This is a genomic window from Pedococcus badiiscoriae, assembly GCF_013408925.1.
Lineage (GTDB): Bacteria > Actinomycetota > Actinomycetes > Actinomycetales > Dermatophilaceae > Pedococcus > Pedococcus badiiscoriae.
Genome location: NZ_JACCAB010000001.1, coordinates 1,792,178 through 1,817,175, shown reverse-complemented (window position 1 = coordinate 1,817,175; position 24,998 = coordinate 1,792,178). Strand labels below are relative to the sequence as shown.

Sequence of the window (24,998 nt, the reverse complement as noted above, 5' to 3'; positions counted from 1 at the left end):
CCGGCTCGAAAGACTCACGCCATGACCGATGACCAGTGGTTCCGCGAAGCCGTCGTCTACCAGATCTATCCCCGCAGCTTCCAGGACTCCAACGGCGACGGCATCGGCGATGTCCCCGGCATCATCAGGCGGCTCGACTATCTCGAGCAGCTCGGGGTCGATGTGGTGTGGCTGTCACCGATCTACACCAGCCCCCAGGACGACAACGGCTACGACATCGCCGACTACCAGGACATCGACCCGACGTTCGGGACCCTCGCCGACGTCGACTCGCTGATCGAGCAGGCGCACGCCCGCGGCATCCGCATCGTCATGGACCTCGTCGTGAACCACACGTCGGACGAGCACCCCTGGTTCGTGGAGTCCCGGTCCAGCAAGGACAACCCGAAGCGCGACTGGTACTGGTGGCGGCCGGGGCGTGGCGCCGAGGGGAGAGACGCACCGAACAACTGGGAGTCGTTCTTCAGCGGGCCTGCCTGGGAGCTCGACGAGGCGACCGGCGAGTACTACCTGCACCTGTTCAGCCGCAAGCAGCCCGACCTCAACTGGGAGAACCCCGAGGTCCGGGAGGCCGTCTACGCGATGATGCGCTGGTGGCTCGACCGTGGCGTCGACGGTTTCCGGATGGACGTCATCAACATGATCTCCAAGGACACCGCGCTGCCCGACGCCGAGCCGGTCCCCGGCAGCAGCATGGTCTTCGGGGGTGACCATTTCCTGAACGGTCCGCGGATCCATGAGTTCCTCCGGGAGATGCACGCGTCCGTCTTCGAGGGGCGGCCCGAGAAGCTGCTCACCGTCGGCGAGATGCCTGGAGTCACCGTCGAGGACGCCGTGCTCTACACCGACCCGGAACGCCACGAGGTCGACATGGTCTTCCAGTTCGAGCACGTCGGCCTCGGCATCGGCGCACACAAGTGGGACCGCAGCAGGGTCGACCTGCGTGACCTCAAGGCGTCTCTCGGTCGCTGGCAGGAGGGGCTCGCGAAGGTCGGCTGGAACTCCCTCTACTGGAACAACCACGACCAGCCACGAGCCGTGTCGCGGTTCGGCTCCGATGCGCCTGAGCACCGAGTCGCCTCGGCGAAGCTCCTCGGGACGGTCCTGCACCTGCACCGCGGGACGCCGTACGTCTACCAGGGCGAGGAGCTCGGCATGACCAACGTGCCGTTCGCGACGGCGGCCGACTTCCTCGACATCGAGTCGGTCAACTACTACGCCCTGGCCGTCGCTGCTGGCGGCGACGCCGAGCACATCCTGGCCAACCTGCGCATCGGCAGCCGCGACAACGCCCGCTCCCCCATGCAGTGGGACGACACCACCAACGCCGGGTTCACGACCGGACAGCCTTGGTCTGCAACGAATCCCAACTACACCGAGATCAACGCGGCGGCAGCGGTGGCCGACCCGGAGTCGGTCTTCCACCACTACCGACGCCTCATCGAGCTGCGGCACACCGAGCCTGCCATCGCGCACGGCGACTTCACGATGCTGGCGCCGGACCACCCCACGCTGTATGCCTTCACGCGCTCCCACGAGGGCACCGACCTGCTCGTCCTCGCCAACTTCTCCGGCGACGAGCTCGACCTTTCGGACACGATCACCGAGCCCGACCGATGGTCCGCCTCGACCATGCTGCTGGGAAACCTCGCAGATCCTGCCTCGCCCACCGCCCCGCTGCGCCCATGGGAGGCCCGCCTCCTCAAAGGCTGACCGTGCGCTGACGGGGTGCTGACCGGTGCTGACCGTGTGCCGCGCGGCGCAGAGCAGTTCTGGGCAATCCGCTCATCCGGACGCATCCGTTGTGCGACTCTTCTCGGCGTGATTCGAGCAGAACTTGGGTTGGGGATCCTCGGGACCGCGCTGTGGATCTACTGTCTCTTCGACGTGATCATGACCGATGAGTCGCGCATCAGGAACCTGCCCAAGGCGACCTGGATCGTCATCGTGCTCTTGACCTCGATCGTCGGCGCGGTGGCCTGGCTGGTGGCTGGCCGTCCCGAGGGACCGGCGCGCAGCCTGCCCTACAAGGGCAACACCGGCGTGGCCTACCCGGAGTACGAGCGACCTGGGCGGTTCGTGGCGACCAACCCGGACGACGACGCGGCCTTCCTGCGGCAGGTCCGGGAGCGAGCCGAGGCCCAGATGCAGGAGGCCAAGCGCCAACGGCTGGAGCGTGAGCGCCTCGAGGCGCAGGAACGCGAGGTCCGCCGCCGCAAGGCGGCCGGGGACGCCGCCGGTGGCAGCGACCCCGAGCAGGTCGACCCGACGTCGCTGGACTGACCGGAGTCAGTCACGTCAGGTTCGGGGTCCTGGTTGCGTCGCGCAGGGCGGCGAGCACCTTGGAGTCGATGCCGTCCGGGGCCAGGCGCATCTCGTAGTTCGCCTCGCCAGCCCAGCTCGCCAGCGCCTGGGTGACCTCCCCGTGGTGGCCCAACCGGGCGAGCCTGCGGCCCACCTCGTCGGCCAGGGTGACCGGCTCGCTGGGTGCGTGCGGCTCGTCTGACTCGCCCGACCAGGGGAGCACGAGCTCGGGGCCGCCGAAGACGAGGTCGTTGAGCCGCAGCAACCTGGCGAGCTCCCGCGGGGCGTCGGCGTGGTCGTCGACGCGGAGGTCGGCGAGCACCCCGCAGTGGTCGTACCCCGCGCCGGGCAGCACGGCATACAACGCGGCGCCCTGGCGACCTCGTGAGTCTCCCCCGGCGGCGTCGCCGGCCAGCAGCGCCTCGATAAGCCGGTCGGTGAGGGATGCGCCCGCGGATCCGAGCCACGCGGCCTCCATCGCCGCCACCACCTCCGGACCGGTGAGGATGTTGCCCTGGATCGCGTAGCCACCGGTGCTCTCGCGACCACTGACACCGCCTGCCCAGTCCATGCACGAGCCACCCGTGTAGGTGGCCTGCGAGTCGACCCCGACGACCCCGAGCTGGCGGTGTTCCCGCTCGTCGTCGGACGAGGTGCAGGCCACGACCGCCTCGTCGGCGGACGCACCCGCAGCCAGGGCGTCCAACGCCACGGACCGGTAGCCCACTCGCGCCATCGCCTGCGTCGCCACCGCCCCGACACCCAGGCGCGCCTGCGGGACCACGGCACCGACGAACGGGAACTTGCTCGCCACGGCTACCCCGAAGCCGTCCCCCACCTGGCCCACGATCGAGAAGGTCATGCGCCGACCGTAGCGCGACCGGAAGACCCACCGGCCCCTCGGCCTGACGATCCCCGCGGTATGCCGCGGCACGCGGGTTGCGCGCGGCTCGCCGGTTGCGCGCGGCACGAAGGTTGCGCGCGGCACGAAGGTTACGCGCGGCATACCGTGGGCGGGTGGTCACCATCGAAGCCGTCCTGGGCGACATCACCACCCAACAGGTCGACGCCATCGTCAACGCCGCGAACTCGCAGCTTCTCGGCGGGGGCGGCGTGGATGGGGCGATCCACGCAGCCGCGGGGCCGGAACTGCTCGAGGCGTGCCGGCGGGTGCGCGGCACCACCCACCGGGACGGGCTCGCCGTGGGGGACGCGGTCGCCACGACGGCAGGCGACCTGCCCGCGCGGTGGGTGATCCACACCGTGGGCCCGAACCGGCACCGAGGACAGACCGACCCGGCGCTGCTGGCGTCCTGCTTCACGCGCAGCCTCGAGGTCGCCCGGGAGGTCGGGGCCCGCAGCATTGCGTTCCCGGCGGTGAGCGCGGGCATCTACGGCTGGGATGCGGCCGAGGTCGCGCAGGTCGCGGTCGAGGCGGTGCGGGCCGACCTGGCCGGCCGTGACGAGATCGAGCTGGTGCGTTTCGTGCTGTTCAGCCCGGCGCTGCTGGCCGCCTTCGAGACCGCCCTCGCCCCAGGCGGCTGACCCCTTGGCTCCGCCCTCGCGTCAGGCGCCGGCGCTCATCACCTCGTGGTCGCCGTTCGCGGCGGCCTCGATCAGCTGGCCGATGACCTCTGGCGAGTGCGCCCCCGACAGCGCCACCCGCCGGTTGGCCATGAAGAAGGGCACGCCGGAGACGCCGATGTCGATGGCTGCGGCCTCGTCGGCGCGCACGTGGTCGGCGAACTCGTCACTGGCCAGCACTGCCGACACCCGTCGCCCGTCCAGCCCTGCCTCGGCGCCGAGGCGCTGGAGGGTCTCGATGTCGTCGATCGGCTTGCCCTCGGAGAAGTGGGCGCTGTAGAAGCGTTCGAGCACTGCGGCCTGCAGCGCCGGACCGCCCTGGGCCAGGCCGAGCGCGACCAGCCGGTGGGCGTCGAACGAGTTGGCGCGCAGCTGCTTGTCGACGTCGATCTCCACCCCATCGGGGCGCCCCATGACGGCGGGTCGCTCGGCGATCTCGCGCGCCCCGGCCAGGTCCGTCCCGTAGCGCTGCGCGAGCCAGGCGAGCACCGTCTCTCCCTCGGCGTGCACGACCTGGTGGTCGAGCTCGAACGCGTGGTAGGTCACCGTGACCTCGGCGGGGTGGGCACTCTCGGCGATCGCCAGCTCCAGCCGTCGCTTGCCGATGTAGCACCACGGGCAGACGACGTCCGCCCAGACGTCGATCTCCACAGCGTGCGGGCGAAGGGCGTTGGTCGGGTCCACGTCGTTCATCCGTCCATCCTCACATGGCGGTGCAAGCCGGGCGTATGCCGCACGGCTGGCTCGCGGCACACGACGCCGAAGGCCCCCTCCCGCTGAAGCGGGAGGGGGCCTTCGGACCGTGGCTCAGCTCTGGGGCGGCCTAACGTCGGGTCAGGGGCGACCGTAGGAGACGTTCGAGGACCAGATCGGGCGGAGGTCGACGGCCTTGCCGCTGCGCGGGGAGTCCCACATCATGCCGTTTCCGGCGTAGATGCCCACGTGGAAGGCGGGGCTGCCGAAGAACACGAGGTCACCCGGCTGCGGGTTCGACACGGGGGTGGCGGCTGCGCGCTGCTCCTCAGCGGTGCGCGGCAGGCTGATGCCCATCCGGCCGAAGACGTACTGGGTGTAGCCGGAGCAGTCGAAACCGGTCGACGGGCTCGTGCCACCGTAGGAGTACATGATGCCCTTGTACTGGGCCGCGATGCCCAGGATGCCACCGGTAGCCGGCTTGAGGCTGGTGAAGACCGGGCGGGTGGCCGAGCGGCTCACGCCGGTGTCACGGACCACCGTCGGGGCGGGCGCCGGCTTGGGGGCGGGCTTGGGCTTGGGCTGGGCGGTCGCCTTGAAGCCGATGACGCCGAAGGCGTTGGTCGCAGCGGGGCCGGCGGTCTCGGGGGCCTGCACGGCGACGGGCGCCGTGGTGGCGGCAGTCGTCGGAGTCGACGGCTGGCTCGCCGAGGCGGCAGAAGCCGGGAGGGCGAACGAGGCGACAAGACCACCGGAAGCGGCGATGACCGCTGAGGTCTTGACGGCCGGCTGCGCGGCGCTGGCCACGATGTCGGACAACTCGGACACGGGGTTGAAACGGCCCGGCGCGCGGTGACGGCCAGAACTGTGTGAAGCCACGATGGATGAACCTCCGGCGCCTACGAGGTGAGCTGTCGGGTTCGGGTGGAGGTAGATCACCCGGCCTCCACGGTTGCCACCCGACCTTGCGGGCGCGTACGTGGGGGCTTCACCCCAAGGACCATCTCGAGAGACGGCCCAAAAGTGGGTCCCCCGCTCCTGCCAAGCGGTTTGTACTGATGACTCGGGCGTGGTGACAGGACTAGGCGTTTCCACATCGAGCCGGTCCACTCAGGGGGCGAGTGGACCGCAGCCACCGTACACAAGCCTCACGGGAATGTCACGTTGAGGTCACGGCCGACCCAAGAAAGTCCAAGGCACGGTCTGGTGGACGCGGCCTCTCGTGCTCATGAAACGGGCAAAGCACACCGAAATGCGACACGCCCGCAGACCGTTTCGGGCAGGTGGGACAGCGCTCAGACGAGCGCGCCGAAGACGTGCTGCGCGACGTCGTCGGGCAGGGAGACGCCGGTGGAGTCGGGGGCGCCCTCGCGGACCGCGACCACGCGGCCGTCGGCGCGGTGCACCCGCACCCGCTCGCCGGGCAGCAGCCGGGCCACGGTGAGCAGGCTCAGCGCCTCGTGGTCGACCTGGACGGGTTCGCCGATCCGACGCACCAGCACCGTCTCGGGGGATTCGCCGGCCAGCTCGGTCAGGGTGTGCAGCCCGGAGCGGAAGTCCTCGGTCGGTTCCTCCTCGCCCAGCTCGTCGAGGCCGGGGATGGGGTTGCCGTAGGGCGAGTCGTGGTGGTCCCTGAGCATGGCCAGGATCTTGCGCTCGACCCGTTCGGACATGACGTGCTCCCAGCGACAGGCCTCGTCGTGGACGTACTCCCACTCCAGCCCGATGACGTCGACCAGCAGCCGCTCGGCCAGCCGGTGCTTGCGCATCACCCGGGTGGCCAGCAGCCGACCATGGTCGGACAGCTCGAGGTGGCGGTCACCGGCAAGGCTCAACAGGCCGTCTCGCTCCATCCTCGCGACGGTCTGGGAGACCGTGGGGCCGGAGTGGCCGAGACGCTCGGCGATGCGAGCGCGCAGCGGGGGGATGCCCTCTTCCTCGAGCTCGAAGATCGTCTTGAGGTACATCTCGGTGGTGTCGATCAGGTCGGTCACAGGCCTAAGCCTCTCACCTGGGCGCGTCAGCGCGTCACGGATCACCGGCGCCACGGCCCTTGGCGCCACCGCGCCCGGCGTCGCGCCGGGCCTCGCGCCGGGCCTCGCGCGCCGGGTCGTACCGCGGCACCCAGTAGCCGAGCCAGCCCGACCCGACCAGCGCCAGCCCACCGAGGCTCACGCAGGCTGCCGCCAGCCCGGCCTGGGCGGTGACGAGGCTGATCAGGGCGGGCGACCCGCTGCCGCCGAGGACCGACACGAACCGCCAGCCGCCGAGGAACTGTGACCGCCCCTGTTCCGGGGCGCTGTCGGCGCCGAGGGTCATCACGATGCCCGATCCCATGCCGTTGCCCACGGCCGCGACGAGGGCCACCGCAGTCACGGCGAGCGCGGTGTGGCTCAGTGGCAGGGCCATCGTCCCGATGCCGAGCAGCACGACGCAGGGACCCGCGACCCAGATCCGGCCGAACCGGTCCATCACCGACCCGGCGGGGTAGAACAACAGCATCTCGACTCCGGCGACGATGCCGAAGATCACCGCCGTGGTGCTGGCCGACAGGCCGACGTGCGCGGCCCAGAGCGGCAGCAGCACGACGCGGGCCGACCGCGCGGCGCCGATGACCATGATTCCGAGTCCGATGGTCAGGTAGACCCTGCGGTGGTCCCAGAGCACGGTGGCCGTGCTGACGGGGGTCCGGTCCTGCGCGTCATCCTTGGCCTGCTCCTTGGCCCGGGCCTCGTGCGCCGCGGTGAGGTCCGGTCCCAGGCGGACCAGGGCCGCGGCACTGAGGCCGGCGGCGACCGCGACCGCGAAACCGGCCCGGGGTCCCCACAGGTGGATGATCGGCGCCCCGAGGAACGGTCCGATGAACATCCCGATGCGGTTCACGCCGCCGAGGGTCGACAGGGCTCGCGCGCGCATGGAGAACGGCACCGCGTCGATGAGATAGGCCTGCCGCGCGACCGTGAACACCGACGAGGTGAACCCCATCGCGAACACGGTCACCATGAGCACGGCGAGCGACGGGGCGGTCAGCGCCACGAACGCCGCCACCGCGTCCACGGCGCAGGCCCACAGCAGGGCCCGCCGCTCCCCGATCCGGTGGACGAGCGCTCCGGCGGGCACGGCGAAGAAGAGCTCAGCGACGAGCGCCAGCCCGGCGGTGAGCGCGGCGACAGCCGGCGTCGCCCCGAGGTCGAGGGCACTCAGCGTGACGATGGGGACCACCGCACCGCTGCCGATGGCCACGATGATGGTCGGACCGTAGGCCGGCACCGCGATCCCGCGCAGGCTGAAGGCGGGCTCGGTGTCGAGGCCGCGGCTCGACTCGGATCTGGGCATCCCGGCCATTCTGACCCGCCCCCGGCTCCCGGCGCCTCCCCGTTCGACAGGTAGGCACGAGCAGGCACGAGCAGGCACCGGTAGGTTCGGAGCCATGACCTTCGTCGTGCCCGCGCGGTTCTGTGGCCCACCGGAGTCGGGTAACGGCGGGTGGGTCAGTGGCCACGCCGCTGCGCTGCTCGAGCCCGCCCCCGCCGAAGCCGTGACGGTCCGCCTGCGCACGCCTCCCCCGCTCGACCGCGAGCTGGCCGTCCGGACCGGTTCGGCCGGCGAGCGCCGCACCCTCGAGATCCTCGATGGCGAGCGCCTCGTCGTGGAGGCGACGACCGCCCCCGCACTCGACCCGGCCGGCATACCGGGTGGCGTGTCCTTCGCGGACGCCACCGCGGCCGGAGAGGGCTACGAGGGGCTGGCCGCCCACCCCTTCCCCACCTGCTTCTCGTGCGGCACCGGCCGTGCGCCGGGCGACGGCCTGCGGCTGCGGCCAGGCCGCGTCGCGGGTGGCGACGGGGAGTATGCGGCAGCGTGGCTCCCCCGGGCGGACATCGACCTCGAGACGGTGTGGGCCGCACTGGACTGCCCCGGCGGATGGGCCTCGGGCATCGCCGGGCGCCCGATGGTGCTCGGCACCATGACCGCCCAGGTCACCAGCCTGCCTGCCGCAGGCGAGGAGCACGTGGTGATGGCGTGGCAGCGCGGTGGCGAGGGACGCAAGCACCACAGCGGCACTGCCCTGTATGCCGCGGGCGGACGCCTGCTCGCGCAGGCCGAGGCCACCTGGATCGCCATCGACCCGACGACCGTCCGACCCGCCGGAGGTGCGGCATGAGCAAGCTTGCAGTGGTGACCGGAGCCAGCAGCGGGATCGGCGAGGCCACCGCCAGGCAGCTCGCGGCCGACGGGTTCGAGGTGGTCTGCGCGGCGCGCCGCGGCGACCGGATCGAGTCCCTCGCCGCGCAGATCGGCGGGCGGGCGGTGGTCTGCGACGTGACGTCGGCCGACGATGTGGCACGGCTGGCGACCGCCGTGGGCGAGCGCCTCGACGTGCTCGTCAACAACGCGGGTGGTGCGCTCGGACTGGCCCCGACCGCCGACACCGACGTCGCCGACTGGCGCGGCATGTTCGAGTCCAACGTCATCGGCACGCTGCAGTGCACCCAGGCCCTGCTGCCGGCCCTGGTCGCCTCCGGCGCGGGGACGATCGTCAACGTCGGGTCCATCGCCGGACACGTCGCCTACGAGGGTGGTTCCGGCTACGTCGCGGCCAAGCACGCGGTCGCCGCCCTGACCCAGACGCTGCGGCTCGAGCTCGTCGACCAGCCCGTGCGGGTCGAGGAGATCGCCCCGGGGATGGTGCGGACCGAGGAGTTCGCGCTGACCCGGTTCGGCGGGGACCAGGCGAGGGCGGACGCGGTCTATGCGGGCGTGTCGGAGCCCTTGGTGGCGCAGGACATCGCCGAGGCCATCGGCTGGATGGTCGCCCGCCCGGCCCACGTGAACATCGACCTCCTCGTCATCAAACCCCGCATCCAGGCCGCCCCGCACAAGGTGCACCGGACGTCCTGACCTGCGCCTTCATGGTTGAGGAATGCAACCATGAAGTTGAGCGTTCAACGAACCATGACTCAGACCCATGACTCCCTGACCGAGCTCGAGGCCCAGTTCACCGACCACCTGGAGCTGTCCCCCGAGGCGCAGGACCTGTTGTTCCGCGACGCCCGCACCGCCAACGCCTTCACCGACGAGCCCGTCACCGAGGAGCAGGTGCGCGCGATCTACGACCTCGTGAAGTGGGCGCCGACGTCGATGAACAACCAGCCGCTGCGGATCGTCCTGGTGCGTACTCCCGAGGCGCGCGGACGGCTCGTCGAGCTGATGGGCGGCAACAACAAGGCGAAGACCTCCACCGCCCCGCTGGTCGCCGTGCTGGCCGCCGACACCGACTTCCACGACGAGCTCGGCAAGGTGTTCCCCCACTTCGCGGGCGCCCGGGACCTGTTCGCCGGCAACGACGAGCTGCGCGAAGGATCGGCCACCCTCAACGCCACCCTGCAGGTCGCGTACTTCATCCTCGGTGTCCGCGCAGCCGGTCTCGCCGCAGGGCCGATGACCGGGTTCGACGCCGCTGGCGTGGACCGCGAGTTCTTCCCCGACGGGGCCCACCGCACCATCGCCGTGGTCAACATCGGCCGCCCCGCCGAGGGTGCGTGGATGGACCGGCTGCCCCGCCTGGACTACGACGAGGTCGTCACCTCCGTCTGACCCTGCGCTCATCGCAGGACGCCGTCCAACAAAAGCGTTGCACAAGCCGACCTTCCGGATTTAGCGTCGAGCTACACGGAAGGGAGGTGGTCCAAGAAGTGATTTCATTCTGGACGCGTGAGGTGACTGCGCGCTAGCGCACCTCGACTGCTCGAGGTCCGCCATCCGGCGCAATCCCCAGCAGTTCACCGCAGCCCGTGGGCCGTGCAGGTCGTCCCCTGCACACGCCGAGCCGCCTTTGGCGACAAGGCAAGGCCCACGGGCTGTTCCATGCCCAGCGGGCGGACCGTGCCCCAGGTCCGGCCCCGTGAGTTCCGGCGCGTCAGGCGGGGCGCAGGGCGGCAGCTTCCGCGGCGAGGGCCTCGATGCGGCCCCAGTCCCCTTGCGCCACAGCGTCCTTGGGCGTGAGCCAGGAGCCGCCGACGCAGCCGACGTTCGGCAGGGCGAGCCAGGCGGCCGCCGTCTCGGACGTGATCCCACCCGTGGGGCAGAACCGCAGCTGCGGGCAGGGCCCGGCCACGGCGGACAGGTAGGGCCGCCCCCCGCTCGCCTCGGCCGGGAAGAACTTCATGGCCTCCAGCCCGGCCTCGGCCAGGGTCAGCATCTCGGTCAGGGTGCCCGCCCCGGCGAGCAGGGGGAGCCCGCTGGCCAGGGCCGCCTCGAGCAGGCGCGGCGGCGAGCCGGGGGTGACCAGGAACTGCGCACCCGCGTCCTTGACCTGCTGCACCTGCGCCGGGGTCACGACGGTGCCCGCGCCGACGACCATGCCCTCGACCTGCGAGGCCACGGCCTCGATCGCGCCGAGCCCCGCCTCGCTGCGCAGCGTGATCTCGATGACCGGTATGCCGCCACGCACCAGCGCCCGGGCCAGCGGCACCGCCTGCTCGACGGAGTCGACGACCACGACGGGGATGACCGGGGCCAGGGACAGGACGTCGGCGCCGTCGCGCAGCGCCGCCGCGTCGGGGACGAGCGGGGTGGTGGTCATCGGGTCTCCTCGTGGTTGGCGAAGGGGGCGGCGTCGCTGCGGTCCCAGACGTGACCGAGGCTGCCGAAGACGTGGGCTCCCTCGTCGGCGCGACCGACCGCGGACCGCATGGACGCGAACAGCTCACGTCCGGTGCCGATGCCCTCCTGGCTGACGCGCGGCGACGGCACACGCGCCGCGAACTCGTCCTCGTCGACCAGCACGTCGAGCCGTCCGGTGAGCGAGTCGACCCGGATGACGTCGCCGTCCTGGAGCTTCGAGATCGGCCCGGCGTGCACCGACTCCGGCGTCACGTGGATCGCCGCCGGGATGGCGCCGGACGCCCCGCTCATGCGGCCGTCGGTGACCAGGGCCACGGCATACCCGCGCTTCTGGAGGACCCCGAGCGAAGGGGTGAGGGCGTGCAGCTCGGGCATCCCGTTGGCGCTGGGACCCTGCTCGCGGATGACGACGACCACGTCGCGATCCAGCTCCCGTCGCGAGAACGCCTGGAGGAAGCCGACCTGGTCGGTGAAGACGCGCGCGGGCGCCTCGATGACCCGGTGCTCGTGGGCCACGGCGGACACCTTGATGACCGCATGGCCGAGGGTGCCACCGAGGACGCGCAGTCCGCCGTCGACGGTGAACGGGTCGTCGGCGGGGCGCAGCACAGTGCGGTCACCGGATTCCGTGGTGGCGTCGACGAACCCGAGCTCGCCACCGATCAGCACCGGGCGCCGGGTGTAGCGCCGCAGCCCCGGCCCGGCCACCGTCAGCACGTCGTCGTGCAGCAGACCGTGGTCGAGCAGGGTGCCGATGAGGAACGGTGTCCCACCGGCGGCGTGGAAGTGGTTCACGTCGGCGGGACCGTTGGGGTAGATCCGGGCGATCGACGGGACCGCCGCGGACAGGTCGTCGAAGTCCTCCCAGGTCAGGTCGATCCCCGCCGCTGCCGCCATCGAGATGAGGTGCATCGTGTGGTTGGTCGAGCCGCCGGTTGCCAGCAGCGCCACGACCCCGTTGACGATCGCCTTCTCGTCGACGACCTGGCCGATGCCGTACGGCGTCTCGGACGCCGCGATCTCGGCGACCCGGGCGGTCGTCGCCGCCGTGAGTGCCTCGCGCAGCGGGTCGTCGGGGTGGACGAATGCAGCCCCGGGCAGGTGCAGACCCATGACGTCCATGAGCATCTGGTTGGAGTTCGCCGTGCCGTAGAACGTGCAGGTGCCCGGCGAGTGGTACGACGCCACCTCGCTCTCGAGCAGCTCCTCGCGCCCGACCTCGCCGGCGGCATACGCCTTGCGGGTCTCGGCCTTGTCCGCGTTCGAGCGGCCGGACGCCATCGGTCCGGCCGGCACCAGGGCAGTCGGCAGGTGCCCGAACGACAGCGCACCCGCCACGAGCCCGGGCACGATCTTGTCGCAGACACCGAGCATGAGGACGCCGTCGAACACGTCGTGGGACAGCGCGATCGCCGCCGACATCGCGATGACGTCGCGGCTGAACAGGCTGAGCTCCATGCCTGCGCGGCCCTGGGTGATGCCGTCACACATCGCCGGCACCCCACCCGCCACGCGGGCCACGGCGCCGACCTCGCGGGCGGTCTGCTTCATCGCGGCCGGGTAGTGCTCGAACGGCGCGTGGGCCGACAGCATGTCGTTGTAGGACGTGATGATCCCGAGGCTCACCCCGGTGTCGGCCGCCATGGTGGTGCGGTCGCTGCCGCCGCACGAGGCGACCGCGTGGGCGAGGTTGGAGCAGCCGAGGTCGGTGCGTGCCGGGCGCAGGCTCAGCTCGGACGCGGCACGCGAGATGCGTTGGAGGTATGCCGTGCGGCTCGCGCGGCTGCGGTCGGTCACCCGGGCGGTGACGTCGGCGACGACGGGGTGGAGGGCGGGCGCCATGAGGCTCCTGAGGGGATTCGGCGGTCGAGGATGGGACCGCGCGAACGGCGTCATTGGCGCGCGCGTGTGACTCAGTTCACAAGTGTGACGACGTCTCGCGATCCGGCAACGCCCATCCCGGCATACGGACGAGTAGCCCCGTCAGGGCTGGCGGCGGGACAACGCCCAGGCGGAAGGATCGTCGAGCGACCCCTGCGCCACCCTGCTGAAGACCAGCCGGTCGTGCAGCCGGTTGCGCCGACCGCCCCAGAACTCGACCTCGTCGCACAGCACGCGGTAGCCGCCCCAGAAGTCCGGCACGGGCACGTCCTCGGGGCTGCCGTGGTCGGGGAACTGCGCGGCATACCTCGCGTAGGCCTCCTCGAGGCCCGCTCGCCCCTCGATCGGCTGGGACTGCCGCGAGGCCCAGGCGGAGATGCGAGAGGCCCACGGCCGTGACCCGAAGTAGCCGGCCACCTCCTCGCGGGACAGCTGCTCGGCCACCCCGCGGAACCGGATCGCGCGGAACATCGCCGGCCACGTCAGCGCGGCCGCGATCCCCCCGGTCGCGGCGATCTCGAGTCCCTTGGTGGACTCGGTGCCGGTGACGAACCCTGGCCCGCGGTCGTCGAAGAACCGCATCAGCACGGTCCGGACGTTGGGTCGCCCCGCGCCGTCGACGGTGGCGACCGAGAGCGCCAGGGGTTCCGGGACGTCGGACCCGGCCTGCGAGCGGTCGACCGCCTCGTCGACCCAGCGCCTGGCCTGTTGCCACGGCGTGGCGGCGATGTCGGCTTCGGAGATCCCGTCGCCGGCGTAGTCAGTGCGCTGCACGTCTCCCATGGGTCGAGATTAGGGTGAAGGCCGGACCAGACGTCAGGGAGGCACCATGCCCAGCAAAGGCAAGGCCGTCGGCAACCTCGTGAAGTGGGGCGTGAAGTACGGCCCCCACGTGGTCGTGCTGGCCCAGCAGGCCAAGGAGCCGGCGATGAAGGCTGCCCAGACGGCGCTGGACCGCCAGCGGGCCCGGCGGCGGGCGATCGAGCACGCGGCCACGGTGCGCGAGGGCACGGTGCTCAAGACCTTCGATCCCCGAGCCGACCATGCTGAACCCGTGTGGGTGGTCTTCTCGGCAGACGAACCCATCGCCGCCCACCCCACCTCGAGCACTCCCCTCGGCGAGCTGATCGCCAACAGCGACCTGTCGACCCGCGTCCGCCCTGCCGACCTCCCCACGCCCGCCGCACGCCTCAAGCAGCTCCCCCGCCGCCGGAGCGCGCGGACCAACGGGCAGTAGGGCCGCGTGTCCGGCCAGTCAGTGCCGGCCGACGTTGGCCGACCCCGTGACCGGCCGGCATTGCCCGTCACTGCTCGCGATCACGACAGCGACCCCTACGGCGTGGGGTGACGCGCGTCGTAGCGCGCGAACCCCGGCTGCATCCGGCCGAGCACCGTGATGCCCACGACGCAGGCGAGCCCGCCCACGACCGCGGTCATGGCCTCGCCGATCCCGCTCGCCAGGAACCCGCCGGCCAGCTCGCCCAGCCTCGGCCCACCGGCCACGACGACGATGAAGACGCCCTGCAACCGCCCTCGCAGGTGGTCCGGAGTGGCCGCTTGGAGGATCGTCGTCCGGAACACCGCGCTGACCGAGTCCGACGCCCCGGCCACCGCCATGGCGACCAACCCGAGCCACAGGGCCGCGCTGCGCGACATCACCCCACCGGCGGCCAGCATGGCGGCACCGAAGCCGGCGATCGCGAAACCCCACCCGACGATGGACACGAGGATCGCCAGGCCCTGACGTCGCACGTGCCCGAGCCGCCCGGAGAAGAACATCGCGACGATCCCGCCCACCGCGGCGGCCGCCGACAGCGCCCCCACGGTCCTGGCTCCCCCGCCGAAGATGACGGCGCCGGCGGCCGGGAAGAGCACCCGCGGCTGGGCGAGCAGCATGGCGCAGATGTCGGCGACGAAGGTCATCCGCACGTTGGGTCGGGTGGCCAGGAAGGCGAACCCGTCGAGGACCGAGCGCAGTCCCGGCCGGCTGGGCGCTGCGCCCTCCTGGGGCTCGGGCGGCAGCGGTTGCAGCCTCGCCAGCCCCCAGAGCGCGGCCGTGGTGATCACGGCATCGGTCGTGTAGGCCGCCTTGAACCCGCCCCAGTCGACGAGGAACCCGGCCATCAGCGGCCCCACCGTCATCGACGCGTTCATGGCGAACACCGACAGCGCGTTCGCGGCCGGCAGCAGCTCGCGCGGCAGGATGCGCGGGTAGATGGACGTCCGAGCCGGCGAGGAGACCGCGAACGCCCCGTTCCACAACGCCACCAGCGCATAGAGCACCCAGACCTGCGTGTTGCCGAGCCACGCCTGCAGCGCGCACAGGAGGCTCGAGACGAAGGCGACGGCCTGGGCGATGAGTCCGACCGTGCGCCGGTCGAAGTGGTCGATGAGCGTGCCGCCGTACAGCCCCATGACCACCAGCGGCACCAGGGCGCAGAACCCCACGATCCCCACGGCCGCGGTCGACCGGGTGAGCTCGTAGACCTGCAGCCCGATGGCGACCACGGCCAGCTGGGAACCCACGTTGGAGAGGGTGAACCCGACATACAGCCGCCGGTATGCCGCGTGGCCCCGCAGCGGGGTCAGGTCCAGGAGCAGCGGCACGAGGAGACTGTATGCCGGTGCCGCGACGGCGACGCGCGGTGCCGTAGCGTCGGGCCCATGGACCCTCGCGCCCGGATAGCCCTGCTGATCGACGCCGACAACTCCTCGGCCACGAAGATCGACCTGATCCTCAACGAGCTCAGCGCCTACGGGGAGACCAGCATCCGCCGCGCCTATGGCAACTGGACCAAGCCCGGGCTCAAGCCGTGGGCCGATGTGCTGCACGCCCAGGCGATCCGTCCCGTGCAGCAGTACGACTACAGCCGCGGGAAGAACGCCAGTGACATGGCGATGGTGGTCGACGCGATGGGGCTGCTCTACAACGACCACCCCGACGCGTTCGGGATCGTCTCGTCGGACGCGGACTTCACGCCCCTGGTCATGCACCTGCGCGAGAAGGGTGCGGCCGTCTACGGGTTCGGCGAGCGCAAGACGCCCGAGCCGTTCCGCTCCGCGTGCACGAGGTTCCTGTTCCTCGACCAGCTGTCCGAGCCGGATGGCACGACTGCCCCGACGCAGAACGGGGGGAGCGACAGCGGCGACGACCTCGCGAAGCCGCCCGTCAAGGCCGCCCGGGCCACGAAGGCGGTCAAGGCCGCGAAGGCCGCGGCCAAGGTCGAGACCACCCCGACCCGCCGGACGACCGCCGAGCTGCGCCAGGACGCAGGACTCGTCCGCCTGCTGCGCCGGGCAGTCCAGCGGGCCGCCGACGACGACGGCTGGGCCGGGGTCGGCGTGGTGGGCAACAACATCTCGAACCAGTCGTCGTTCGACTCCCGCAACTACGGGTACGCCTCGCTGAGCAAGCTGCTGAAGGCGACCGACCTGTTCGAGGTCCGCACGGTGGGCAACGACATGGCGGTCCGCGACAAGCGCGAGGACAAGCGGGCCTAGTCGGCGATCGTGAGGCCCAGCTCGTCGGCGAGCGCGGGTCCGAGGTCGATCAGCTGCAGGGCGGAGATCGTCGCGCCGCGCAGTCCGGCCACCCCTCGGGGACCGGCCAGGTCCGCGCCGGTCAGGTCGACGTCCTTGAAGGTGCCCCGGGTGAAGTCGGGCGACACCAGCCGAGACCCGGCGAACGAGACGCCTGTCAGCACAGCCTCGGCGAAGTCCGCCTCCACCAGCTGGCAGTCGACGAACGCGACATCGCGCAGGCGTGCCCCGCGCAGGTTGAGGAAGTCGATCTTGCAGCCCTCGAACCGGACGCGGGTCAGCTCGGCGCCGGACAAGGCCACCGCACCGAGTCGCGCGCCCTGGACCAGGCAGTCGATCCAGGAGGACTCCGCAAGGTCCACGCTCGCTCCGTGCACGGCATACAAGCTGGTCTCGGCGAAGCGGGACCGAGGGGCGCGCAGCTCGCTGAGGTCGCACCGCTGGAAGGTGCACTCGAGGAAGCGCGATCCCGCCACCGAGGACCCGCTCAGGTCCTCGGTGAACGCCTCGCCGTCGTAGTCGGTGTCGGGTCTGAGCACTGCGCCATAGTGGCCCACCACCCTGACAGTGCAGAATGAACCCGCCAGTAGGTCACCGGGCGCCACACGATGGTCGCCCCACCTTCCCCTTATGCCGAGAGGACACAGATGTCCGACAGCGACTTCAAGCCCGGCCTCGAGGGCGTCATCGCCTTCGAGTCAGAGATCGCCGAACCCGACAAGGAAGGCGGTTCCCTGCGCTACCGCGGAGTGGACCTCAAGGAACTCGTCGGCACGGTCAGCTTCGGGCAGGTGTGGGGTCTGCTGGTCGACAACGAGTTCGACCCGGGACTGCCCCCCGCCGAACCGTTCCCACTGCCCGTCCACTCGGGCGACATCCGGGTCGACGTCCAGTCGGCGCTGGCCCAGCTCGCGCCGCTGTGGGGTTTCAAGCCGCTGCTCGACATCGACGCCGCGCAGGCCCGCGAGGACCTGGCCCGTGCGTCGGTGATGGCACTGTCGTTCATCGCCCAGTCCGCGCACGGGCAGGGGTCGCCGATGGTGCCGCAGAGCCGCGTCGACGAGGGCCGGACGATCGTCGACCGGTTCATGATCCGCTGGCGCGGCGAACCCGACCCCAAGCACGTCGAGGCGATCGACGCCTACTTCATCTCGGCGGCCGAGCACGGCATGAACGCCTCGACCTTCACCGCCCGGGTCATCGCCTCGACCGGCGCCGACGTCGCGGCCTGCCTGTCCGGCGCGATCGGCGCCCTGTCGGGTCCGCTGCACGGCGGAGCCCCGTCCCGCGCCCAGCACATGATCGAAGGAGTGGAGCGCAGCGGCGATGCCCGGGCCTACGTCAAGGGTGTCCTCGACCGCGGCGAGCGCCTGATGGGCTTCGGCCACCGCGTCTACCGTGCCTACGACCCGCGCGCCGCCGTGCTGCGCGACACCTGCGAACGCCTGGGCGCCCCGCGGTTCAAGGTCGCCCTCGAGCTCGAGCAGGCCGCGCTGGCCGAGCTGCGCGAGCGCCAGCCGGACCGGGTGCTGGAGACCAACGTCGACTACTGGGCCGCGGTGCTGCTCGACTTCGCCGAGGTCCCCGGCACGATGATGACCCCGCTCTTCGCGGCGGCCCGCACCGCCGGCTGGTCGGCGCACATCCTCGAGCAGAAGAAGACCGGCCGGCTGATCCGGCCGAGCTCGCGCTACATCGGCGAGGCCCCGCGCGGGCTGGACGCGGTGACCGGCTACCGCGGCTGACCGACGTCCTTCCCGCACCACCGTGACGAGGTATGCCGCGTGGCCGAGCCGGCCGCGCGGCATACCTCGCGGCGTCGATGGGGTCGATGCGGTCCGTCCGGGTGGTGGACCCCATGTCCCACGCCTCGGGACGGGTGAGAGACTGACGCCGTGACCGACACCGCAGCCCCCGCGACCATCCCCGCCGACCTGCTGCCCCGCGACGGCCGCTTCGGCTCCGGGCCCTCGAAGGTGCGTCCCGAGCAGGTCGACTACCTCGCCAGCCTCGGCACCACCCTGCTGGGCACCTCGCACCGGCAGGCGCCGGTCAAGAACCTCGTCGGCGCGGTCCGCGAGGGCCTGTCGGAGCTGTTCAGCCTGCCCGACGGCTACGAGATCATCCTCGGCAACGGCGGGTCCACGGCCTTCTGGGACATCGCGGCGTTCGGCCTGGTCCGCGAGCGAGCCCAGCACCTGGCGTTCGGGGAGTTCTCGTCCAAGTTCGCCAGCGTCACCGACAACGCACCCTTCCTCGGCGGGTCCACCATCATCAAGGCCGACCCCGGCTCGCTGGCCGCGGCCCGCGCGGAGGCCGGCGTCGACGTCTACGCCTGGCCGCACAACGAGACCTCGACCGGCGTGATGGCCCCGGTCAAGCGGGTCGAGGGAGCGGACGACGGCGCCCTCGTGCTCATCGACGCCACCTCGGGCGCCGGCGGGCTGCCGGTCGACGTCGCCGAGACCGACGTCTACTACTTCGGCCCGCAGAAGTGCTTCGCGGCCGATGGCGGCCTCTGGCTGGCCGCCTTCTCCCCGGCCGCGCTGGACCGGGTGGACGAGATCGCCGCGTCCGGTCGCTGGGTGCCCGACTTCTTCAGCCTGCCGACCGCCGTGTCGAACAGCCGGCTCAACCAGACGTACAACACCCCCGCGCTGGGCACCCTCGCCCTGCTCCGCTCGCAGATCGACTGGATCAACGGCCAGGGTGGTCTCGACTGGGCCGTCAAGCGCACCGCGGACTCGAGCGGACGCCTCTACGACTGGGCCGAGCGCACTGCCTACACCACGCCCTACGTCACGGACCCGGCCGCGCGGTCCCAGGTGGTCGCGACCATCGACTTCGCTGACGAGGTGGACGCTGCCGCGATCGCCAAGACGCTGCGGGCGAACGGCGTGGTCGATGTGGAGCCGTACCGCAAGCTGGGCCGCAACCAGCTGCGGGTGGCGACGTTCCCCGCGGTGGATCCCGACGACGTGTCCGCCCTGATTGCGTGCATTGAGCACATTGCGGGCTGATTTGCGGGTGCGCAAAGCCCCTGTGGGCCTCACCGCCGCGTAACCTCGGCTTCACGGCCTCGTTGATCCCCCTGTAACGCGGGGCGGGACACCGCATGGTGCAACGAGGTCGAGGAGCCGAACGATGACACGCACGACGCGACTGCCGTGGCGCAAGATCGCAGGGGGTGTGCCCGCTATCGCCCTCATCGGCGCGGGCGTGGCCCTGGCGGCCACGGGCGGCAGCGCCGCGACCGACATCGTCGCGGACCACACCCCGGTCGTCACCGTGCCCAGCGAACCGATCACCGGCCAGGCCGCCCCGCCGCTGCCCGAGCTGCCGGCCCCGCCGGAGGCCCAGCCGACCCCCCTCTCCTCGTCATCCGGCTTCTCCTCGTCGTCCGGCCTGCCCCTGTCGATGAGCGCCAACGGCATCCCCGCTGCTGCCCTGGACGCCTACCGGCGGGCGGCCACGATCGTCGACGCCGCCGACACCCAGTGCCGGATCGACTGGGCCCTCATCGCCGCCATCGGCAAGGTCGAGTCCAACCACGGCCGGTACGGCGGCAACGGCATCGACCGTGACGGCACCGTGCGCCCCGGCATCTACGGCATCCCGCTCAACGGCAGCAACAACACCGCCGTCATCCACGACACCGACAACGGCGTCTACGACCGCGACCTCACCTGGGACCGCGCGGTCGGCCCGATGCAGTTCATCCCCGGCACCTGGCGGGTGGTGGGCGTGGACGCGAACGGCGACGGACGCAAGGACCCGCAGAACATGGCCGACGCCGCCACGGCGACCGCCGTCTACCTCTGCTCCGGCCCTGGCGACCTGAGCACCGACTCCGGCGCCCGCTCGGCCGTGCTGCGCTACAACCACAGTGACGCCTACGCCAACGAGGTGCTGGCGATCGCCGCCGGCTACCGCGGTGGCTACACGGTCATCCCCGGCTCCGACCTGTCCCAGGCTCAGCGCAACGGCTCGCCCTTCCTGCCGTCGGGCGACCCCCAGCCGATGGCGAGCTACAACGCGGTGCAGGCGCAGCAGCCCGCCTCGGGCTCCGGCTCGGCGGCCAAGGGCGGCACCTCGGCCGGTGCGAAGCCCGGGGCCGCGGGTGGTTCCAAGTCCGGCGGGTCCGGCTCCGGCGTTGCCGGCACGGGCACGGGCAGCACGCCGAGTCCGCAGCCCGGTGGCGGCGTCGTGGGCACCGTGCCCGGCGTGGTGGGCGGCGTGGTCGGCGGAGTGGTCGGTGGCATCACCAAGACCCCCGCTCCCATCCCGACCCCGAAGCCGGTCCCCAGCCCGACGCCGTCCACACCTGCGCCGGTCCCCCTGCCTACGGTCCTACCGACGAACGGCAAGTGCCCCAGTGGCTACGACCCGGTCCTCAACGTGCTGGGGATCACGATCGCCTGTCGGCCGCACTGACCCCCACCCGGTAGCCAAACCCCCATGGCTACCACGAAGGCCCACCGGACGCCCCTCCCGGTGGGCCTTCGGCATCCCGGGGTCGCCGGCGGCTGGGCTCAGTGGCTCAGTGCAGGATGCTCGCCACGACGGCAGCCGCCACCACGATCACCAGGACGGCGATGGTGACCCGACGCCGAAAGACCGGGGTCATCGGACCGCCTCGGGGAGGGGCTCGGAGACCTCGGGCTGCGGAAGCGTGCGGATCCTGATGCGCGGGCGCCGCTGTGACTCGTAGCTCACCTGGACATTCTCGCGCCTGGCCGTCCGGATGGACACCGCCACCAGCATGACCCCCACGGCGATGGTGCCGATGCCGACCGTCCAGCGGGCGCCGGCGACGTCGCCGATCCAGCCGATGAGCGGGGCGCCGAGTGGGGTGCCGCCCATGAAGATCGCCATGTACAGCGCCATCACCCGGCCGCGCATCGCGGGATCGACGCTGAGCTGGACCATGGCGTTGGCCGTCGTCAGGGCGGTCAGCGCCGTGAGTCCCACCGGGACGAGGGCGAGCGCGAACATCAGGTAGGTGGGCGCGAGCGCGGCCAGGCCGCTGGCGACGGTGAAGCCCACGAGCGCGACGAGCAGGACCCGCAGCCGTGGCCGGGCCCTGCGTGCGGACAGCAGCGCGGCGGTCAGCGACCCGATGGCCATGACCGAGCCGAGCAGCCCGTACTCCTGGGGACCCTTGCCGAACTCCTTGGTGGCCATCAGCGCGGTGGTGATCTGGAAGTTCATCCCGAACGTGCCGAGCACGAAGACCAGGGCCATCACGAGCTGGAGGTCGGGTCGGCTGCGCACATAGGCCAGCCCCTCCCGGATCGCCCCGCTCCCTCGGGCGAGGGCGGGCGCGGGCCGCAGCTCGCTGGCCCGCATCGACGCCAGGGCCACCATCACCGCCACGAACGTCAGGGTGTTGAGCAACAGCGTCCACCCCGTGCCGAAGGCCGCGATGGTCAGGCCCGCGACGCCGGGGCCGATGAGGCGCCCGGCGTTGAACGACGCGCTGTTGAGCGACACGGCGTTGGCCAGCCGCTCGCGCGGCACCATCTCGGACACGAAGGTCTGCCGGGCGGGGTTGTCGACGGCGGTCGCCACCCCGGTGAAGAGCGCGATGACGTAGACCATCCAGAGCTGGGCCTGCCCGGTGACGACGAGCAGCCCGAGGGCCAGCGACGACAGGGCCAGCGAGGTCTGGGTGATCGCCAGGATCCGTCGCTTGGGGTACCGGTCGGCGATCATCCCGGCCCAGGGGGCGAGCAGCAGGAACGGCAGGAACTGCAACCCGGTGACGATCCCGAGCGCGCTGGACGAGTGGTGGGTCAGCTCGGTCAGGACCAGCCAGTCCTGGGCGACCCGGCCCATCCAGGTGCCGATGTTGGAGATGAACGCACCGGTGGCATAGATCCGGTAGTTGCGGACGCCGAGCGACGAGAACGTGGGGCTCACTCGTTGGCCACCCGGGTGAGGATGGCCGACGCCTGCCGCAGCACGTCCTGCTCGGCCGGGGTCAGGTGGCCGACGCGCACGGACATCCACGCGTCGCGCTTGCGGCGGATGTCCTTCAGCACCGTGGTCGCGGCGGGGGTGAGGGACAGGATCACCTGCCTGCGATCGGCGGGGTCGTCGGTGCGCGCGACCAGACCGCGCTCGACGAGGGCCGCGACCGTGCGGGTCATGCTGGGACCACTCACCTTCTCGATCTCTGCGAGCTCACTCGGCGTGCGCGGCGCCTCCTCGAGGCGGCAGAGCACCGAGAACTGGTGCGGCGCCACGACGTGCGGGCTCTCGAACCGGACACGGCGGGAGATGCGCATGCAGGCGAGACGGAGCTCGCCGGCCAGGGCGGAGACCGCGGAGGGGGACAGCCCGGCATCGGCAGCGCGGCGCGAGCGCGCGCGGGGTGGGGTCATGGGTGCCTCCTTGTCGATACTTAGCATAACTCATTACCTGTGCTAAGTATTTCGTGACGCAACCATCCCTCGAAAAACGTATGCCGCGCGGCCCCGGCGGGGGCCACGCGGCATACGGGTCGGGCGGGTTCGGTCAGTGGACCCCGAGCAGGCTCTTGACCGGGTCGATCGCGAAGTAGAGGACGAACAGTCCGGACACCGCCCACAGCAGCGGGTGGATCACGCTGGACTTGCCGCGCACGACCTTGATGAGGGTGTAGACGACGAACCCGGCGCCGATCCCCGCGGTGATCGAGTACGTGAACGGCATGAGCACGATCGTCAGGAAGGCCGGGATCGCGATCTCGAGGTCGTCCCAGTCGATGCCCTTGACCTGCTGCATCATCAGGAAGCCCACGACGACCAGGGCCGGCGTCGCCGCCTCGTAGGGGACGATCTTGACGAGCGGCGCGAGGAAGGTCGCGAGCAGGAACAGGACGCCCGTGACGACCGAGGCGAGGCCCGTGCGCGCGCCCTCGCCGACACCGGAGGCCGACTCGATGTACGAGGTGTTCGACGACACGGATCCGGCGCCTCCGGCGATGGCGGCCACCGAGTCGACCAGCAGGATCTTGTCGGAGTTCGGCGGGTTGCCGGCCTTGTCGAGCAGCCCGGCCTCGGCGCCGATGGCGACCATCGTGCCCATCGTGTCGAAGAAGTCGGCCAGCAGCAGGGTGAAGACGAGCAGCACCGCGGAGACGACGCCGATCTTGGAGAACGAGCCCAGCACGCTGAAGTGACCCAGCAGTCCGAAGTTGGGGACGTCGAGGACCTGGTCAGGCAGCTTGGGGACGTTGAGCCCCCAGCCGGCCGGGTTGACGACCTTGCCGGTGGCGTCGGTCTGGGAGCCGATCTTGCCGACGGCCTCGATGATGACCGCCAGGACGGTCGCGCCGATGATGCCGTAGAGGATGGCGCCCCTCACCCGCTTGACCATCATGACGATGATCGCCAGCAGGCCGACGACGAAGACGAGCAGCGGCCACCCGTTGAGGAACCCACCGATGCCGAGCTCGACCGGCACGGGACCGGCGGCAGGCTTGCGCACGAAACCGGCGTCGACCAGCCCGATGATCGCGATGAACAGGCCGATGCCGACCGAGATCGCGGTCTTCAGCTCACTCGGGATGGCGCGGAAGACCGCCTGCCGGAAACCGGTCAGCACGAGGATCGTGATGATCACGCCCTCGATGACGACCAGGCCCATCGCGTCGGCCCACGTCATGTTCGGCAGCTTCGCGATGCCGAAGGTGACGAAGGCGTTGAGGCCCAGGCCCGTGGCGAGCGCGATCGGGAAGTTGGCGACCACGCCCATGAGGACGGTCATGACCCCGGCCACCAGGGCGGTGCCGGCGGCCACCAACGTGATCGCGTGGACCACGTCACCGCCACCGAGGAACTTGCCGGAACCGTCCTGCTGGGTCCCGATGATGAGCGGGTTCAGGACGACGATGTACGCCATCGTGAAGAACGTGACCAGCCCGCCGCGGATCTCGCGGCCGAGGGTGGAACCACGCTCGGTGATCCGGAAGAAGCCGTCGAGGCCTCGGGCGGGGGGCGTCTTCGCGGACGGGCGCAGTGGCGCCTCAGACTGTGTGGGGGGCTTGGCCATGGGCAGCAGAGTAGGGCCTCATCGCGGTGTCGTCGCGAAAGATAGGCTGCCCGGCATGAGCGAGTCGCAGCCCCCCGCTGAGGGTCAGGCCGGACCCGGCGGCGACGGAGAGCTGAAGCCGCTGGCTGTCAGCACCGCGCGGGTCGTGCTCTGGGGACAGCTCGGCTGGGTCGTCACGCTGGCCGTCGTCCTGGCTGTGCCCGTGCTGCACCAGGGCGAGCGTCACTGGTGGCCCTGGGTCCCGGTGGCGGGCCTCGTGCTCGGATTCATCGGCTTCTCGTACGTCCGCCGGGGTCGCGGCAACGCCGCCGGGGCCGACTGACGCGCCCTCC

Annotated in this window: 25 protein-coding genes and 1 riboswitch; of the genes, 12 read left to right on the top strand and 13 right to left on the bottom strand. The window is 71.3% G+C overall.

Features of this window, described 5'->3' with window-relative positions:
- Positions 1 to 21: 21 nt before the first annotated feature.
- Both BJ986_RS08750 and BJ986_RS08745 read left to right on the top strand, forming a co-directional pair.
- A complete protein-coding gene (locus tag BJ986_RS08750) occupies positions 22 to 1,713 on the top strand; it encodes a glycoside hydrolase family 13 protein (protein ID WP_179421628.1) in 1,692 nt (563 codons plus the stop codon).
- Positions 1,714 to 1,821: 108 nt separating this feature from the next.
- Positions 1,822 to 2,283 (top strand): PLDc N-terminal domain-containing protein, encoded by a 462-nt coding sequence (locus BJ986_RS08745; protein ID WP_202881214.1) that lies wholly within the window; start codon positions 1,822 to 1,824, stop codon positions 2,281 to 2,283.
- Between the two features lie 10 nt (positions 2,284 to 2,293).
- Here the strand turns inward: BJ986_RS08745 and BJ986_RS08740 are convergent, their stop codons facing one another.
- Complete coding sequence (locus BJ986_RS08740; RefSeq protein WP_179421627.1) at positions 2,294 to 3,166, bottom strand: DUF1028 domain-containing protein; 873 nt, start codon at positions 3,164 to 3,166, stop codon at positions 2,294 to 2,296.
- A gap of 155 nt (positions 3,167 to 3,321) precedes the next feature.
- On the opposite strand from BJ986_RS08740, the gene BJ986_RS08735 reads away from it, so the two are divergent.
- Positions 3,322 to 3,849, top strand: a complete 528-nt coding sequence (locus BJ986_RS08735; protein WP_179421626.1) for an O-acetyl-ADP-ribose deacetylase — start codon at positions 3,322 to 3,324, stop codon at positions 3,847 to 3,849.
- 21 nt (positions 3,850 to 3,870) lie between these two features.
- On the opposite strand, the gene BJ986_RS08730 is transcribed toward BJ986_RS08735, so the two are convergent.
- The 4 genes from BJ986_RS08730 to BJ986_RS08715 form a co-directional block, all read right to left on the bottom strand.
- Positions 3,871 to 4,581, bottom strand: coding sequence for a DsbA family oxidoreductase (locus BJ986_RS08730; protein WP_179421625.1), 711 nt, complete (start codon positions 4,579 to 4,581; stop codon positions 3,871 to 3,873).
- Positions 4,582 to 4,722: 141 nt separating this feature from the next.
- Positions 4,723 to 5,409 (bottom strand): C40 family peptidase, encoded by a 687-nt coding sequence (locus BJ986_RS16355; protein ID WP_337795040.1) that lies wholly within the window; start codon positions 5,407 to 5,409, stop codon positions 4,723 to 4,725.
- Between the two features lie 53 nt (positions 5,410 to 5,462).
- A riboswitch (cyclic di-AMP (ydaO/yuaA leader) is annotated at positions 5,463 to 5,661 on the bottom strand.
- 215 nt (positions 5,662 to 5,876) lie between these two features.
- Positions 5,877 to 6,575: an iron-dependent transcriptional repressor DtxR gene (locus BJ986_RS08720; RefSeq protein WP_179421624.1), complete on the bottom strand. Its 699-nt coding sequence runs from the start codon at positions 6,573 to 6,575 to the stop codon at positions 5,877 to 5,879.
- A 34-nt stretch (positions 6,576 to 6,609) separates the two neighbouring features.
- Positions 6,610 to 7,917 carry an MFS transporter gene (locus BJ986_RS08715; protein WP_179421623.1) on the bottom strand — a complete coding sequence of 436 codons (1,308 nt, stop codon included), beginning with the start codon at positions 7,915 to 7,917 and terminating at the stop codon, positions 6,610 to 6,612.
- Positions 7,918 to 8,011: 94 nt separating this feature from the next.
- Here BJ986_RS08715 and BJ986_RS08710 point away from each other — a divergent pair, with 94 nt between their 5' ends.
- Genes BJ986_RS08710 through BJ986_RS08700 form a run of 3 tightly spaced genes read left to right on the top strand, consistent with a single transcriptional unit; the run spans position 8,012 to position 10,179 of the window.
- Positions 8,012 to 8,746, top strand: coding sequence for a hypothetical protein (locus tag BJ986_RS08710; RefSeq protein WP_179421622.1), 735 nt, complete (start codon positions 8,012 to 8,014; stop codon positions 8,744 to 8,746).
- On the top strand, positions 8,743 to 9,483 hold the full coding sequence (locus tag BJ986_RS08705; protein ID WP_179421621.1) for an SDR family NAD(P)-dependent oxidoreductase: 741 nt from the start codon (positions 8,743 to 8,745) through the stop codon (positions 9,481 to 9,483). The genes BJ986_RS08710 and BJ986_RS08705 overlap by 4 nt, the downstream gene beginning before the upstream one ends.
- A 54-nt stretch (positions 9,484 to 9,537) precedes the next feature.
- The gene (locus tag BJ986_RS08700) at positions 9,538 to 10,179 is read left to right on the top strand and encodes a malonic semialdehyde reductase (protein ID WP_179421620.1); all 642 of its coding nucleotides are present in this window, start codon (positions 9,538 to 9,540) and stop codon (positions 10,177 to 10,179) included.
- Positions 10,180 to 10,501: 322 nt separating this feature from the next.
- On the opposite strand, the gene eda is transcribed toward BJ986_RS08700, so the two are convergent.
- The 3 genes from eda to pdxH form a co-directional block, all read right to left on the bottom strand.
- Complete coding sequence (gene eda, locus BJ986_RS08695) at positions 10,502 to 11,167, bottom strand: bifunctional 4-hydroxy-2-oxoglutarate aldolase/2-dehydro-3-deoxy-phosphogluconate aldolase (RefSeq protein WP_179421619.1); 666 nt, start codon at positions 11,165 to 11,167, stop codon at positions 10,502 to 10,504.
- On the bottom strand, positions 11,164 to 13,050 hold the full coding sequence (edd, locus tag BJ986_RS08690; protein ID WP_179421618.1) for a phosphogluconate dehydratase: 1,887 nt from the start codon (positions 13,048 to 13,050) through the stop codon (positions 11,164 to 11,166). Before edd ends, eda begins: the two co-directional genes overlap by 4 nt.
- A 141-nt stretch (positions 13,051 to 13,191) precedes the next feature.
- Positions 13,192 to 13,872: a pyridoxamine 5'-phosphate oxidase gene (pdxH, locus tag BJ986_RS08685; protein ID WP_179421617.1), complete on the bottom strand. Its 681-nt coding sequence runs from the start codon at positions 13,870 to 13,872 to the stop codon at positions 13,192 to 13,194.
- Positions 13,873 to 13,918: 46 nt separating this feature from the next.
- Here pdxH and BJ986_RS08680 point away from each other — a divergent pair, with 46 nt between their 5' ends.
- Entirely contained in the window at positions 13,919 to 14,326 is a 408-nt protein-coding gene (locus BJ986_RS08680) for a hypothetical protein (protein WP_179421616.1), read from the top strand.
- A gap of 95 nt (positions 14,327 to 14,421) precedes the next feature.
- Here the strand turns inward: BJ986_RS08680 and BJ986_RS08675 are convergent, their stop codons facing one another.
- The gene (locus tag BJ986_RS08675) at positions 14,422 to 15,696 is read right to left on the bottom strand and encodes an MFS transporter (protein WP_179421615.1); all 1,275 of its coding nucleotides are present in this window, start codon (positions 15,694 to 15,696) and stop codon (positions 14,422 to 14,424) included.
- A 57-nt stretch (positions 15,697 to 15,753) separates the two neighbouring features.
- Between BJ986_RS08675 and BJ986_RS16350 the strand changes: the two genes are divergently transcribed.
- The gene (locus BJ986_RS16350; RefSeq protein ID WP_179421614.1) at positions 15,754 to 16,590 is read left to right on the top strand and encodes an NYN domain-containing protein; all 837 of its coding nucleotides are present in this window, start codon (positions 15,754 to 15,756) and stop codon (positions 16,588 to 16,590) included.
- Here the strand turns inward: BJ986_RS16350 and BJ986_RS16345 are convergent.
- A complete protein-coding gene (locus tag BJ986_RS16345) occupies positions 16,587 to 17,168 on the bottom strand; it encodes a pentapeptide repeat-containing protein (protein ID WP_179421613.1) in 582 nt (193 codons plus the stop codon). The genes BJ986_RS16350 and BJ986_RS16345 overlap by 4 nt on opposite strands.
- A gap of 108 nt (positions 17,169 to 17,276) precedes the next feature.
- On the opposite strand from BJ986_RS16345, the gene BJ986_RS08660 reads away from it, so the two are divergent.
- From BJ986_RS08660 to BJ986_RS16045, 3 genes are all read left to right on the top strand, one after another.
- Complete coding sequence (locus tag BJ986_RS08660) at positions 17,277 to 18,374, top strand: citrate synthase 2 (protein ID WP_179421612.1); 1,098 nt, start codon at positions 17,277 to 17,279, stop codon at positions 18,372 to 18,374.
- A 150-nt stretch (positions 18,375 to 18,524) separates the two neighbouring features.
- Positions 18,525 to 19,649 (top strand): phosphoserine transaminase, encoded by a 1,125-nt coding sequence (serC, locus tag BJ986_RS08655; protein WP_179421611.1) that lies wholly within the window; start codon positions 18,525 to 18,527, stop codon positions 19,647 to 19,649.
- A 124-nt stretch (positions 19,650 to 19,773) separates the two neighbouring features.
- Complete coding sequence (locus BJ986_RS16045) at positions 19,774 to 21,063, top strand: lytic transglycosylase domain-containing protein (RefSeq protein ID WP_202881212.1); 1,290 nt, start codon at positions 19,774 to 19,776, stop codon at positions 21,061 to 21,063.
- A 189-nt stretch (positions 21,064 to 21,252) separates the two neighbouring features.
- Here the strand turns inward: BJ986_RS16045 and BJ986_RS08645 are convergent, their stop codons facing one another.
- The 3 genes from BJ986_RS08645 to BJ986_RS08635 all read right to left on the bottom strand — a co-directional run bounded on the left by BJ986_RS08645 (position 21,253) and on the right by BJ986_RS08635 (position 24,666).
- Positions 21,253 to 22,551, bottom strand: coding sequence for an MFS transporter (locus tag BJ986_RS08645; RefSeq protein ID WP_179421610.1), 1,299 nt, complete (start codon positions 22,549 to 22,551; stop codon positions 21,253 to 21,255).
- Positions 22,548 to 23,015 (bottom strand): MarR family winged helix-turn-helix transcriptional regulator, encoded by a 468-nt coding sequence (locus BJ986_RS08640; protein WP_179421609.1) that lies wholly within the window; start codon positions 23,013 to 23,015, stop codon positions 22,548 to 22,550. The genes BJ986_RS08645 and BJ986_RS08640 overlap by 4 nt, the downstream gene beginning before the upstream one ends.
- Positions 23,016 to 23,148: 133 nt before the next feature.
- Complete coding sequence (locus tag BJ986_RS08635; RefSeq protein WP_179421608.1) at positions 23,149 to 24,666, bottom strand: NCS2 family permease; 1,518 nt, start codon at positions 24,664 to 24,666, stop codon at positions 23,149 to 23,151.
- A gap of 55 nt (positions 24,667 to 24,721) precedes the next feature.
- On the opposite strand from BJ986_RS08635, the gene BJ986_RS08630 reads away from it, so the two are divergent.
- Positions 24,722 to 24,988, top strand: a complete 267-nt coding sequence (locus BJ986_RS08630; RefSeq protein ID WP_179421607.1) for a DUF2530 domain-containing protein — start codon at positions 24,722 to 24,724, stop codon at positions 24,986 to 24,988.
- Positions 24,989 to 24,998 lie beyond the last annotated feature (10 nt).

Coding starts and splice junctions, on each gene's coding strand:
- BJ986_RS08750 (WP_179421628.1), top strand. CDS start 22: ATGACCGATGACCAGTGGTTCCGCGAAGCCGTCGTCTACCAGATCTAT.
- BJ986_RS08740 (WP_179421627.1), bottom strand. CDS start 3,166: ATGACCTTCTCGATCGTGGGCCAGGTGGGGGACGGCTTCGGGGTAGCC.
- BJ986_RS08730 (WP_179421625.1), bottom strand. CDS start 4,581: ATGAACGACGTGGACCCGACCAACGCCCTTCGCCCGCACGCTGTGGAG.
- BJ986_RS08715 (WP_179421623.1), bottom strand. CDS start 7,917: ATGCCCAGATCCGAGTCGAGCCGCGGCCTCGACACCGAGCCCGCCTTC.
- BJ986_RS08710 (WP_179421622.1), top strand. CDS start 8,012: ATGACCTTCGTCGTGCCCGCGCGGTTCTGTGGCCCACCGGAGTCGGGT.
- BJ986_RS08705 (WP_179421621.1), top strand. CDS start 8,743: ATGAGCAAGCTTGCAGTGGTGACCGGAGCCAGCAGCGGGATCGGCGAG.
- BJ986_RS08700 (WP_179421620.1), top strand. CDS start 9,538: ATGACTCAGACCCATGACTCCCTGACCGAGCTCGAGGCCCAGTTCACC.
- eda (WP_179421619.1), bottom strand. CDS start 11,167: ATGACCACCACCCCGCTCGTCCCCGACGCGGCGGCGCTGCGCGACGGC.
- edd (WP_179421618.1), bottom strand. CDS start 13,050: ATGGCGCCCGCCCTCCACCCCGTCGTCGCCGACGTCACCGCCCGGGTG.
- pdxH (WP_179421617.1), bottom strand. CDS start 13,872: ATGGGAGACGTGCAGCGCACTGACTACGCCGGCGACGGGATCTCCGAA.
- BJ986_RS08680 (WP_179421616.1), top strand. CDS start 13,919: ATGCCCAGCAAAGGCAAGGCCGTCGGCAACCTCGTGAAGTGGGGCGTG.
- BJ986_RS16350 (WP_179421614.1), top strand. CDS start 15,754: ATGGACCCTCGCGCCCGGATAGCCCTGCTGATCGACGCCGACAACTCC.
- BJ986_RS08660 (WP_179421612.1), top strand. CDS start 17,277: ATGTCCGACAGCGACTTCAAGCCCGGCCTCGAGGGCGTCATCGCCTTC.
- BJ986_RS16045 (WP_202881212.1), top strand. CDS start 19,774: ATGACACGCACGACGCGACTGCCGTGGCGCAAGATCGCAGGGGGTGTG.
- BJ986_RS08640 (WP_179421609.1), bottom strand. CDS start 23,015: ATGACCCCACCCCGCGCGCGCTCGCGCCGCGCTGCCGATGCCGGGCTG.
- BJ986_RS08635 (WP_179421608.1), bottom strand. CDS start 24,666: ATGGCCAAGCCCCCCACACAGTCTGAGGCGCCACTGCGCCCGTCCGCG.
- BJ986_RS08630 (WP_179421607.1), top strand. CDS start 24,722: ATGAGCGAGTCGCAGCCCCCCGCTGAGGGTCAGGCCGGACCCGGCGGC.